Origin of the sequence: Enterococcus sp. VV15, from assembly GCF_005236045.1 — a bacterium.
GTDB lineage: Bacteria > Bacillota > Bacilli > Lactobacillales > Enterococcaceae > Enterococcus_B > Enterococcus_B durans.
Window position 1 is genome coordinate 38,834 of record NZ_QPTY01000020.1, and the last position, 13,265, is coordinate 52,098.

Sequence of the window (13,265 nt, forward strand, 5' to 3'; positions counted from 1 at the left end):
TTCTCTCCTCTTTGTCGCTGTTGCTACTTGGTCAATAGTTCCTTTGTTTCAAGAATCGTTTTATACCAAGCCACACCTTTTTCTAAAACTACCATATTGAAATCAAACTGAGCATCATGAAGTGCTGGTGTATCTCCTACCCCTAGAAAGAAAAACACACAAGGGTATTTTTCGGTGTATACACCAAAATCTTCTGCCTGTAAAACTGGTTTCTCAAGCTCATGCAATTTTTCTGAATGAGTTAATGCTGCATACAATTTTGCATCATTGTTAACAGTTGGATATCCATCATTATAACGGAAATGGATTGCCACATTTGATTTTTTTTGAACATTTTCGGCTAAATCAGCTAATTGATCTTTTAAAAAGCGTTGTGTCTTTCGACTGTAAGAACGGATACTTCCAGAAATGACCACTTCATTTGCAAGCACATTACGGATGGTTCCCCCGGTTATTTGTCCGAATTTCAGCAAATGATAGAGATCCGCAGGCAAGCTCTGATCAAAATCATACACTTCTTTCATGAAACGTACGGCATTTTCAATACTATCGATGCCCTTTTCACTGGAAGCAATATGTGCAGACCTTCCTTTGATGACAATATCTGTTTCACTGCTTTGAGCCATGAGAGCACCTGCTCGTGAATACACTTCTCCTTCCGGTAAGCCCGGCCATAAATGAAAGCCAAAGATCGCTTTGACTTGATAATGATCCAGTAACCCAGTTTGGATCACACTTTCTGCTCCCCCTGAAATTTCTTCTGAAGGTTGGAAAATCAATACAACGTTGTATAATAATTCATCCACATGTTGTGATACATAGTCTGTTAACCCCAATAACATTGCCATATGTCCATCATGACCACATGCATGCATGAATCCTTCATGCGTCGAAGCAAATGGCAGATCCGTTTCTTCTTTGATGGGTAATGCGTCGATATCTGTACGAAAGGCAATCGTTTCCGGTTGATGATTGTCAAAATAAAGCAGCAATCCTGTTTCTCCAATTTCATGGAGCACACCTCCGCTATTTTTGACCTGTTCGTACAGATATTTTTTTGTTTTGAATTCATGGAAACCGATTTCAGGAATTTGATGTAATGCTATCCGATGTTTCGCTAACATGAGCAGTCACCATCCCTTCATAAATTCCTTTTACCACTGTTTCATACTGATCGTTTGCGACTCCAATGATCAGGTTCAATTCCTGTGCCCCTTGCGATAAAATCGATGTGCGGATACCCAGTTGATTCAAGATCGATAATACTTTCCCTGATAATCCGATCAACTCTTTATGCGGTCCTCCGACAATGGAAATCAAAGCCAACTCATCAATGATTTCGATTTCTTCTACCCCTAATTTTTCTTTTAGTTCTTTTGTGATCAAAAACAATTTATCGGCGATTGCTTCAGCAGACACAACAACACCGATATTATCGATTCCAGATGGGATATGCTCAATCGAGATACCATAGTTGGCAAAGATACTCATCGCCTTCCAGATAAAGCCGATTTCATCTGACATATGTCTCTTGAATAGAGTAATCGAAAGAAAATCTTTACGTCCTGCAATCCCTGTCAGCCCATTTTCTTTCTCTACTTCATGGTTGGATATCCTTGTTCCTTTGGCTTCTGGTTTATTAGTGTTTTTGATTTGGATCGGAATATCTGCTTCCTGAACTGGAAAAACAGCTGCTTCATGTAAGACGTTTGCTCCCATATACGCCATTTCTCTTAATTCTCTAAAAGAAATTTCTTCAATGACTTTCGGAGAATCGATGATTCGCGGATCAGCCATCATGATTCCCGAGACGTCTGTCCAATTCTCATAGCTTTCAGCATCCAATGCTTTAGCCAACACAGCTCCTGTGATATCACTTCCGCCACGCCCCAATAGTTTTTCTTTTATAAATGGATTTGCCCCATAAAAACCTGGAACCACTAGGGTCGTTTGCTGTTCATAAAATGAACGAACTGCCTGAATCGTTTTTTCGTAGTCGATTTCTCCTTCATAATCAAAGAAGATCACTTCTTTTGCATCCACAAATGTGTAATGAAGATATTCTGCCATTAGCTGTGCCGTCAGATACTCTCCACGACTAACCAGATAATCTTGAGAAACTTTTTCATTCTGCAACCTTGTCTGGATCGTAGACAACTCTTTTTCAATCGGAAAAGTCAACTCCAATAGATCTCTTACCTGAATAAAACGATCACAGATTCGTTTCCAAAGTGGCGTCCAATCCACATCATGCTGGAGATACGCATGGATCAAATACAATAGATCAGTTACTTTGTCATCTTCATTCGCTCGCTTCCCTAAAGCAGAAACCACGATTACTTCTCTTTTTGGATCAGATAGAATGATTGATTTTACTTTTCTAAATTGTTCTTCATTGGACATCGACGAACCACCAAATTTAGCTACTTTCATTCCTGCCCCTCCGTCATTTCCGTTAGCAGTGCTTTAGCAATCTGAACAGCATTCGCAGCTGCACCTTTTCGGATGTTATCGGCTACGGTATAAAGAAGAAGGCCATTTTCTGATGCCATATCCTGACGTATTCTCCCCACATAGACCTCATCTGTTCCTTTCGCTAAAATACTTGTGGGATAACGGTGAGCGGGTAAATCATCAATGACTTTTATGCCCGAAAAATTCTGTAGGCATTGGCGAACTTCAGCAAGTGTAAAGTCCTTTTCTAGTTCAACCGCAATCGAAACACCATGTCCTGTTTCAATAGGCACCCGCACACAGGTAGCTGAAACTGGAAGATCCGGTTGGTGTAGGATTTTTTGGGTTTCATTGATCATTTTCTGTTCTTCTTTGGTATATCCATTTTCTAATGCCACATCAATTTCTGGCAGAGCAGTTTGACTAATATCATAAGGATAAAGAAGAGGTTCTTCTCCTTTTTGTGTCCGATGTAAATCTTCGATCCCCTTTTGACCAGAACCTGACACTGCTTGATAAGTCGAATAGTTCACTCGCGTAATACCAAACGTTTGTTGTAGTGCTTTTAAAGGTAGAACAGATTGGAGCGTTGAACAATTGGGATTAGCAATCAACTTGTTCAAGCGATGATCTTCTAAGTTTACTTCTGGTACGATCAATGGGATCTCTGGGTCTTCTCGCCAAGCTGAAGAATTATCTATTACGACCAGCCCTTGTTCTCGTGCAATGGGACCAAAAACTTGAGAAACTCCTGCTCCAGCTGAAAATAGCGCTAAACCATACCCTTCAAATGAAGTCTTAGTCAGTTCTTCGACTGTATATTCTTTCCCCTTAAATACACAGACTTTTCCTGCAGAACGTTTCGAAGCTAACAGCTTGAGACGTCCTACCGGAAAATCATATTCTTCTAAAACTTTCAACATTGTTTGACCGACTAGACCAGTCGCTCCAACTACACAGGTATCTATTTTGCGCATGTTTCTCATCCTTTCTATAACTCACGTAGTGCATCGATCAATGCAGTATTTTCTCTAGTTTTGTCGTCTTTGATTTTCAATACACGAGCGGGTGTCCCTCCAACGACCGTATCTGGTTCTACGTCTTCTAATACAACTGCTCCGGCAGCTACCACCGCATTTTTGCCGATTCGAACACCTTCGACGACCACCGCATTTGCTCCTACAAGTACGCCATCTTCCACAATGACTGGTTGAGCTGAAGCTGGTTCGATCACCCCGGCTAAAACAGCTCCAGCACCGATATGACAGTTTTTTCCAACGATTGCTCGGCCTCCTAGTATTGCTCCCATATCGATCATTGTCTTTTCGCCAATCTCTGCCCCGATGTTTATGACAGCTCCCATCATGATCACCGCATGATCACCAATGGTCACCTGATCTCTAATGATCGCCCCTGGCTCAATACGAGCATTGATCGTTTTACTATCTAGCAATGGGACTGCACTATTTCGGGCAGTTTGTTCAATCTCGATTTCGAGGATTTTATCTGTCTCTTTTTCTAAGACTGGAGCAATTTCATCATAATCACCAAATATGATTTGACTGTTTCCTTGTCCGAATACCTTCGCTTGATCAAATGTGATTGGTTCTGTCACATTTAAAAATACCTTCACGGATGTTTTTTTCTCTGCAGTTTGAATAAAACGAATAATCTCCTGAGCATCCATTTTCTGATCCACTCCCTTACGCTAACATATCTTTCAATTGATACCATCCTGCTGGTTGATCCTTCAACCAAATTGCTGCATTTACCGCTCCATCGGCAAAAATACGATTTGAAAAAGCCTCATGTTTGATACTCAATACTTCATCAGTCGTAGCAAATAATACTTCATGTTCACCAGGTAATGAGCCCACGCGGATACTATGGACGCCGATTTCATCGTCATTTCTTGGCTGTTTTTCCCAACTATAGACTGGGATAAGCTTTCTCACTTCTTGGATGCTTTCGATCAGTGTCTTTGCAGTACCAGAGGGAGCATCTTTTTTTTGACTATGGTGTTTTTCGATCAACTCGATCTGCCAGTTCTTTAACGCCGCTGTTGCTTGTTGGACTAGCTGGTTCATGACTAAAACACCTAAAGAAAAATTCGAACTATATAAAATAGGAATGTCTTGCCCTGCTTGCTGGATTTTTTGAAACTGTTCCGAGCTATAGCCGGTTGTACCAATCACTAACGGAAGCTTTTTTTGCAGGCTATAGGTAAGCAGCTTCTCTAGGTTGTCTGGATGAGAGAAGTCAATCATGATTTCCGGTTCTTCAGTAAATACGAACGCTTCTGTTTCAATTAATGAAGAAGTAAGTGTTACGGCTTCATCTCCGTAAGTTTGAACGACTTCTTGGATTCTTTTTCCCATTTTGCCATCCCCAATGACCCCGATTTTCATTATTTCTCACTTCCTTTCACTTCTAGTAATCGTGCAAGTTGTTCCTTTTTTTCTTCTGCCAAAGAAACAAGCGGCAAGCGTAAAGGACCTGCTGGTAATCCGAGTATCTCCATTGCTGCTTTTACAGGTATCGGATTCGTTTCACTAAATAACGCATGGATCAATGGCAACGCTTCTAATTGGATTGCTTGAGCTTTTTCAATATTTCCATTGTTAAAGGCACTGACCAGATCATGGACTTGTTTGGGCTGGACGTTTGCCCACACACTGATGACTCCACTTCCCCCTACACTTAACACAGGTAAGATCATATCGTCATTTCCGCTATAAAGTACAAAGGCTTCGTTCAATAGTCGGGCGACAGCCATTACATATGAAATATCGCCAGACGCTTCTTTGATCCCAATGATTTTTGGATATTTTGCTAACCTTTCTAAAACTTGGATGGGGATCGTCATTCCCGTTCTGGAAGGCACATTGTATAAGATGATTGGAACTGGAGATTGATCTGCAATCGCAGTAAAATGAGCAAGTAAGCCAGCATCACTTGTTTTATTGTAGTAAGGAGTAATCACTAAGACTTGATCCGCCCCTAGTTCGGCAAAGCGGTTCACACGTTCAATCGTTTTTTTTGTTGCATTTGTTCCGGCTCCTGCGATCACAGGAACTTTGCCATTGACTTTTTCAACTGTGAACCGTAGAATTTCCTCTTCCTCCTCTGAAGAAAGTGTCGAGGATTCGCCCGTTGTCCCTAATACAAGTAAAGCATCCGTTTTTTCTGAAAGATGAAATGTAATTAGTCTTTCCAACCCATCGTAATCAACTTCACCATGTTCATCCATTGGCGTAATCAGCGCCACGATCGATCCTTCTATCACTTAATTTTCCTCCCATTCTCTTGACCATTCCCGAACAGCTGGCCCCTTCATCTTGATCTGCTTCTCTCCTGAAATAATTAAATCGCCTAGTTCCAAGTGGACAGTCGCCTTGGGCTCAGAAAGATAACCATGATCTTTTGCTACTACATAAGCTGCACAACAACCTGTGCCACAAGCAAGTGTCCAGCCAACGCCCCGTTCGTAGGTACGTACAATCAGTTCCTCGTTATTCAAAATTTGGACAAAGTTGACGTTCGTTTTCTCTTTGAATAAAGGATGATCACAAATTTGCTCTCCTACATCACGTGTCAACTCTGCTAGTGCATCTTCAACAAATACTATAGTATGGATCGTCCCCATAAATAAACTGGTGATCTTGATACCTTTTTGGTGAATCATCAATTCTTGATCGATGATTGGTTCTTCCTGTTCCACCGCTAATTTATCCGTTGAATAATCTGGACTGCCAATCGTTGCTTCACAATAAAAAGGATCCTGATTTAAAATTTCGACTTTGATGATCCCCGCTAATGTGTGTACATCGAACTGTGATGCCTGAATGATTCCTTGGTCGCGAACATAACGCGAGAAACAACGGATACCATTCCCACACATAGGCGCACGACTACCGTCTTTATTGTAATAAATCATTTCAAGCGGTTCAGTTTTCACGGCAATCAATCCATCTGTATCGAAATTTTCTTTGCCACACAATTGGATAGCTAATTGGCTATAGTCAGTGACACCATCGTAATCAAGCAGAATAAAATCATTTCCGCAACCATTATATTTGTAGATCATCATAACACTTCACTCCTTAACAAATCTGCGTAGGATTGTCTGCGCACCACGATCTTCGATACACCGTCGTTGACAAACACCACTGCTGGAGTAAGTGCTCTATTGTAATTGCTACTCATGGAGTAACCATAAGCGCCTGTTGCATAAACAGCTAGAATATCGCCTGGTTCTGCCACAGGTAAATAGGTTTCTTGGATCACTACATCCCCAGATTCACACATTTTTCCGGCAACTGTTACCTTCTCGCTTTTTTCAGATTGCAACTTTGTGGCAAGATCACAGGTATATTCAGCTTGATAAAGTGCTGGGCGGATATTGTCTGTCATCCCGCCATCGACAAAATAGTATTTTTTATGCGGTGTTTCTTTGATAAATCCAACAGTATATAACGTCGTCCCTGCCTCACCCACAATACTTCTTCCTGGCTCGATCATCAGTTGTTGAATGGTTTGTCCTTGTTTTTTCAGCGCCTCTTCTGTATAACTGACTAACTCCTGTACTGATTTTTCGATCGGTAATGGTGCATCATTTTCTGTATAACGAATGCCAAATCCACCACCAAGATTCAATGAAAGGACGTCATCAAAATCCTGTAAATAACTAACCAGTTTATCAATTTCAGCTAACCATGCAGACATTTCAAAAATTTGAGAACCGATATGTGCATGGAACCCTTCCAAGAGAAGCTGTTCACTGTCTTGAATGATGTTCAATGCCTTTTGGCAAGCTTCACTTTCATAAAGCATACCAAATTTTGAATCGATATGGGCAGTCACAATGTATTCATGGGTGTGGGCTTCTATCCCAACATTTAGCCGGATCATGACATGGATTTTTTTGTTGTATTCTTGGCTTAAAGTATCTAATAACTTCACTTCCATTTCATTATCCGCAATGAAATGATTGAGTCCATTTTCTATAGCAAAACGCAATTCATCTGGTGTTTTATTATTCCCATGAAAATAAATCTCTTCTACTGGAAACTCCGCTCGTAATGCCGTATAGATTTCACCGCCGCTGACTACATCTAGGCCTAAATCATATTTTTCAATCAGTTTTAACATCTCAACTGTTTGGAATGCCTTTGACGCATATAATATCTTGGTCTTAAAATGATCTGATTGAAACCCTTGCTTAAACGCCTTTATTGTATCTTCCAATTTTTTCTCATCATACACATAAAGGGGGGTCTGATATTTTGCCACTAATTGACTTACAGGAATTTCACCGATCATTAATTCTGACATGCAAGATTACCTCTTTTCAAAAATGATTTTTTTCTCATCAAATTGGAATTAACTTTGATCAAGATTTAATTTTTATTTGAATAATATTAAACAAAATTTTCTGAATTGTCTAGTATATTCTGAAATATTTTCAGGAAAAATCATCAATCATTCGTTTTTTTGTATATTTACAAAGCTATAGAAAAAATCAAGAGAAAACAATGTATATGCTCATTTGATTTTACATTTTTATACAAAAAAAAGAACTCAATTATTTTTTTGAGTTCTTTCATTCTATTCTTCATTTTTCATTCAACCGTTTATGGTATTTCACTGAGTATTCAAGAGATTTTTAACCAAAATATAACGCTAAAAACATCAACGATGCGCCCAACATAACGAATAAATGCCAAATGACATGTGTGAATTTTTTACTTTTCATGCTATAAAAAACGGAACCGATCGAATAAGCTAATCCACCAGCTACTAAAAGTAATAATCCAGTTAAATTGATCGATTGGTACAATTTAGGGAGAACGATCACGATCCCCCATCCCATCACATTATAAATAATCGTGGATAGTTTAGATACTTGACTAGCTTTTGTGAGTGTCAAACATTTATAGATGATCCCGATCACTGCCGTTGCCCAGACGATACTAAGAAGTAAGACACCTGAGAGGCCTTGCACGATCAACAGGCAAAATGGCGTGTAGGTTCCAGCAATCAATAAGTAGATCGAACAGTGATCAAAGACTTGAAATACTTTTTTTGCTTTTGTAAAAATCAAACTATGAAAAAGTGTAGACGAAAAAAAGAGCAAGAAAAGCGAACTACCGTAAATGATAAATGCAACATAATCAAGGGTAGTATGTGCCCGATCCATCAAAAGATCAAAACAGACAAGACTCATCAATGCAGCGATCCCATGAGTGACTGCGTTGAGCACTTCATTCACGATATGATACTTACGACTAAATTCTATTTCCATTTCTTTATTTCCTCCCATCAAACCAGTCCTCTATTCAGTAATTCCATTATACACCGTTTCCAAAAATTTTACACCTAGTTTCAAAAACTATATCAAATCTTAACGTTTACCGTAGAAAATAAGAACGCTCCCTATTCCAATAATCCCTAATGTGAACAAAACGATAACTAGATAAAATTGATGCTTTTTTTGTTTCGTTAACTGATTGATTATTTTTTCCGATTTATTTTTTTCATAGTCTATTCTATGTCCACGTACCAATAAACGATGACTGTTGACCATATAAGGAGTACAGGTGACCAATGTGACCAGATCTTGTCCCTCTTCAATCAATAATTCATCGGTTTCAGTTGGCTCTATGATTTTGATTTTATCCACCTCATAAACCAATCTTTTTCCATAACTATCGATAAAAAATAGATCATTCATCCCTAACTGATCTAGATCCGTAAATAATTTTGCTTTTGGCAACCCACGATGGCTAGAAAGCACCGCATGGGTGCTTTCTCCGCCAACCGGGTAAGAAGTTCCTTCGAGTAAAGTGGCTCCTTTTTCTAATAATAAAGAAGTTGTTTGGTCAAAGATCGGTAAACGAACATGGATTTTGGGAATCGTCAAAACACCAACGGTATGCTTTTCGAGATACGTTTTTGTCTGCTTTTCTGTGGCTTCTGTATCGAAGGGATCGCCTCCAGACAAGCTGTTTTTTTCTGCAATTTTTTGATTATCTTCTACATATTTTTCCCGAATCGTTTTTAGCACTTCTTTATTTTTGCGTTCAGCTTGTTTTTGATAATTTGCAATGATCTGTTGATCTAAATAATCATTGATCGTATCACTAATAAAAGGATAGACCAAAAATAGGATTCCTATGGCAAATACTAAGACCATAAAAATATCTAAATAGCGATGTATCCTACTCATTTATTTTCACCTAAATTAGAATTCTCATCAAGAATTACGCTTTTTTTTTCAAAAAATAACCAACGGCAATAAGTGATAATCCTAGACCGATTGTGATGGAAAGGTAAATACCTTTTCCACCTGTAGAAGGAAGAAGCCCTTTGTGCTTATTCGGTACTTTTTCAGGTTCTACCAACTGGCCTGCACGTTGATATGAATATTCGTCTACGCCAAAGGAGATACGATCATGTAACAAGACATAATCCTTAGGTGCTTGCGTTTCTTCTAAAAAATACGTGCCATATTTCAAGCCAGTGATATCGATGATTCCATCTTCTCCAGCAACAAATACGGTTGCTTGATTTTTTTCACTCGTCCAACTTACTGCATTTGTTTGTGAGTCGATGACCAAATAATCTGATGCATCTACATTTTTATCTCGTACGACAAACTGAGCCCCTGCTAACGGCTGATTTGTGGATACATCTCCATCAACTTTGACGAATCGTTTTCCGCCTGTCACGATCTCAGTAGTTGGCGGCGCTTTGTCCTCGGTGTAACCATTTTCTACCTTCGCTTGATTCTTGTATCCTTTTGTTGGGTCTGCCAATTCATTCAAATGCATGAAGTATACGAATCTCAACGTATTTCCAGGAGTCAATAACGGAATATAAGCTGGAGCAATAGCAACAGTAAAACCATTTTCTTGCAATGTAACGGTATAGTTTACTGGATCGATTACTTTGTCCCCATCATAAAGCGTATAACCAAGTGTCTCACTAAGAGATAAAGCAGGATCATGAGTATCAATCAAGTGAAACTTTGTATACTTGTTGTTTTCTCCTTCTTTATCTGCGATTCCTTGTGGGATATTAACAGAAATCTCATAGTGAACATGCTCGCCGATCGTTACATCTTGACCTTTTAATTTCGGAGTCGTTTTTTCCACTTTCGATGTATCATTCGTGATTGTTTTTTCTACCTGTGTCTTTTCTGAGGTAATCTCAAATGATGTCTTTCTTTGCTCCTCGATGATTGTCGCATTATCAGGTGCTTTGACTTCTTCTAAAACATAAGCGCCCACTTCTAAATGATTCACTATTAACTGTCCATTATCAGTTTTCTCTTCAGAAAAATCTTTGTCGCCGATATCATACATATGACCTGTCACAAAATGTTTAGCGGCTGTCTGATCGGTTGTCCACGTATATAATCCATCTTTCACGCTATGGATATACTTGACTATTCCTCCTTCTGTTTTCGAAAGAATAAATTCTGCACCATCTAAAGCTTCTTTTTCCGCAGAACCGATTTTTTTTACGATCAACGTTCCTTCCGATGTGACCGTATTTTTAGGATAAAGATGGATGGTGTCTAATTCTTCTGTTCCGTATTCATACGAACCATCTTCTTGTTTGATCATCTCATACATCGGAAAAGCTATGACCATGTTAGCAGCTGGCGTGATGCCATCTTTTTGTTCTTCTTTGATGACATATACAGCATCTTTTCCGTCTTGCATTTTTGGCAGGTTCAATGTCAGATTTCCTTCGCTATCTGTTGTCCCTTGAGCGATTGGATTGCCTGATATCAAAGATTGAACTGCCTGTTTTGCTTCATCGACAGTGGCTCCTTGCTGTCTCTTTTGATAGAATTCATTTGTTACATCATAAATCTTGAATTCCACCATGGATAACCCTTGGTATTGATCAAATTCTGACATGACTTTCCCTGTATTTTGTAATGTTCCTGATGTTGAAAGCATTTTTTTCTTATGGATGATCACTTGTGCTGAACCAGTATCTGCTGAAACTGCATGATTTCCACTTCCTAAAAAGCAAATGGGCACAAGTAAACAAATCAACAAATAAGCATAATACAATTTACTTGTTTTTTTCATTTTTTACGCCTCTTTTCTTTAATTGCCATACACCTATTCCAACAAGCCCTATCCCAATGATTATTAATCCAATGTAAGATTGGTCATTGGTTTTTGGAAGGATAGACGATTGATTTTCTTCTTTGTTGATAATTTCAAGTGGTTCCACTAATTGGTCATCAACTTGGAAAGAATTTTCTTTGACCATAAAAGTAATCTCGTTTTTACTTTTTATATAGCCGGCGGGTGCTTTGATTTCTTCTAACGAATAGCTACCATCTTTTAGCCCGAGAATAGAAAAATGACCATCTTGTCCCGACGTCAACAAATAAGCATTTTTTCTATCTGTACGCCAAACTATTCCTTGGCTCGTCTGATGCAGATATTTCCCCTCGCTATTTTTTATTCGAAAAACTGCTCCGGGTAATGGGGTCTTATCCTGACTGTCCACTTTGCAGAAGCGTTTTCCACCCGTTCGTACGCCTGCCGTACGATAGTGCTTTTGACTCTCCGTCTCCATCGTTAGTGTATTTTCTAACATCTTGTCTGGCGAAGCATCTATACCGATCCTCATTTGGTAAGTGAGGGTCAACTGCTTTCCTGCTGATTGTTTCAGTAGGTCACTAGTCAACGTCATATCGAATCCATTAGCTTGTTTTTTGAACGAAGCCCCCTCGACAAGTGTCGTACCATCTATCTGAGCCACTATTGTCTGTGGCAATAAGATCAAGTTTTTATCTGAGCGATCTTTCAACTGGTAACTCTGAGCATTGGGAATGCGCGTTGTGACACTATAAGTGACAAGTTCTCCAATGGAGAAACTTTTTTTCTTTCCTGCTACTTTTTTTTCTAAGAACGTAGTGTTTTCCTGAAGCTCGTTTTTAGGATATAAGTGGATAGTCGACAATTCCTGGTCATCCTTATCTTTGAGTGGCAAGACCACCACTAGATTTGCCGCTTTTTCCTGCACGATTGTCGGTGTTTTTGTTTCTGTAAATAGATAGACACTATCTCGTTTCTGGCTATCTTTTTTTGGTAGCCAAAAATGAGCGATTCCGTCTTCATTACCCACTTTTTTCGTTACTTGTTCTTCGATCTGTCTACCAGCTGCAGCGCCTTGGTTAGCAATTTCATTTTGTGCTTCTTCTATACTGACTCCTTCTTTACGGAGTTGATAAAAGCTTTCTGTCACATCATAAACCGTAAAAGTTACATCATTTAATCCTCGATAATCTTGTAAAAACGTTTGTTCTTGACCTGTATTAAATTGCTCATCTGGCATTTTCTCATGTTCAAACAGTAATTTATGCAAAATGATCTGCACTGTATCTGCTTCACTTTGTGCAATACTTTCTTTTGAAAAACTCAAGAAGCAAAAAGGAACCAAGCAAAGAATGAGCCATTTTAGTTTTTTCATTTCATCACGTCCTTTCCGTGATTTCTCATGAAGAGATAAACACCTGAAATCCCAAGAGCAATGGCTCCTGCTAGATAAACACCGATTCTTCCGCTTCCTCCTGTCTCAGGTAATGGCACTTTCGCTTTGTTCGTGACATCCAAGCTGATTTGATTATTGTCATCACCATCAACCAAGACATCCTCCACTACGGTACCATTGATCGTGACTGTACCATCTTCTTGGATCACCACTGTCACACTCTGTTTCAGTCCTTGATAGCCTTCTGGCGTGTATGTTTCTGTCAAGGTATACGTACCTGGCTGTAG

At 39.2% G+C, this 13,265-nt stretch carries 13 protein-coding genes; all 13 read right to left on the minus strand.

All coding sequences use genetic code 11. The annotated features are described in order from the left end of the window. Positions 1-23: 23 nt before the first annotated feature. Complete coding sequence (locus DVW83_RS08560; protein ID WP_104660910.1) at positions 24-1,124, minus strand: M20 metallopeptidase family protein; 1,101 nt, start codon at positions 1,122-1,124, stop codon at positions 24-26. Then, complete coding sequence (locus DVW83_RS08565; RefSeq protein WP_104660911.1) at positions 1,084-2,433, minus strand: aspartate kinase; 1,350 nt, start codon at positions 2,431-2,433, stop codon at positions 1,084-1,086. Before DVW83_RS08565 ends, DVW83_RS08560 begins: the two co-directional genes overlap by 41 nt. Further along, entirely contained in the window at positions 2,430-3,431 is a 1,002-nt protein-coding gene (locus tag DVW83_RS08570) for an aspartate-semialdehyde dehydrogenase (RefSeq protein ID WP_104660912.1), read from the minus strand. Before DVW83_RS08570 ends, DVW83_RS08565 begins: the two co-directional genes overlap by 4 nt. Positions 3,432-3,445: 14 nt before the next feature. Continuing rightward, positions 3,446-4,141, minus strand: a complete 696-nt coding sequence (gene dapD, locus DVW83_RS08575; RefSeq protein ID WP_104660913.1) for a 2,3,4,5-tetrahydropyridine-2,6-dicarboxylate N-acetyltransferase — start codon at positions 4,139-4,141, stop codon at positions 3,446-3,448. 16 nt (positions 4,142-4,157) lie between these two features. Then, positions 4,158-4,862 (minus strand): 4-hydroxy-tetrahydrodipicolinate reductase, encoded by a 705-nt coding sequence (gene dapB, locus DVW83_RS08580; protein ID WP_104660914.1) that lies wholly within the window; start codon positions 4,860-4,862, stop codon positions 4,158-4,160. After that, on the minus strand, positions 4,862-5,740 hold the full coding sequence (dapA, locus tag DVW83_RS08585) for a 4-hydroxy-tetrahydrodipicolinate synthase (protein WP_104660915.1): 879 nt from the start codon (positions 5,738-5,740) through the stop codon (positions 4,862-4,864). Before dapA ends, dapB begins: the two co-directional genes overlap by 1 nt. Next, a complete protein-coding gene (dapF, locus tag DVW83_RS08590) occupies positions 5,741-6,544 on the minus strand; it encodes a diaminopimelate epimerase (protein WP_104660916.1) in 804 nt (267 codons plus the stop codon). After that, a complete protein-coding gene (lysA, locus tag DVW83_RS08595; RefSeq protein WP_104660917.1) occupies positions 6,541-7,788 on the minus strand; it encodes a diaminopimelate decarboxylase in 1,248 nt (415 codons plus the stop codon). The genes dapF and lysA overlap by 4 nt, the downstream gene beginning before the upstream one ends. A gap of 331 nt (positions 7,789-8,119) precedes the next feature. Next, the gene (trhA, locus tag DVW83_RS08600) at positions 8,120-8,758 is read right to left on the minus strand and encodes a PAQR family membrane homeostasis protein TrhA (protein WP_104660928.1); all 639 of its coding nucleotides are present in this window, start codon (positions 8,756-8,758) and stop codon (positions 8,120-8,122) included. 99 nt (positions 8,759-8,857) lie between these two features. After that, positions 8,858-9,682 (minus strand): class C sortase, encoded by an 825-nt coding sequence (locus DVW83_RS08605; RefSeq protein ID WP_137239294.1) that lies wholly within the window; start codon positions 9,680-9,682, stop codon positions 8,858-8,860. Positions 9,683-9,716: 34 nt separating this feature from the next. After that, positions 9,717-11,561 carry a SpaA isopeptide-forming pilin-related protein gene (locus DVW83_RS08610; RefSeq protein WP_137239296.1) on the minus strand — a complete coding sequence of 615 codons (1,845 nt, stop codon included), beginning with the start codon at positions 11,559-11,561 and terminating at the stop codon, positions 9,717-9,719. Next, complete coding sequence (locus DVW83_RS08615) at positions 11,545-12,957, minus strand: SpaH/EbpB family LPXTG-anchored major pilin (protein ID WP_104660920.1); 1,413 nt, start codon at positions 12,955-12,957, stop codon at positions 11,545-11,547. Before DVW83_RS08615 ends, DVW83_RS08610 begins: the two co-directional genes overlap by 17 nt. Beyond that, on the minus strand, positions 12,954-13,265 hold a 312-nt coding region (locus DVW83_RS08620), incomplete at its 5' end, for a prealbumin-like fold domain-containing protein (RefSeq protein ID WP_137239298.1). The genes DVW83_RS08615 and DVW83_RS08620, both read right to left, overlap by 4 nt.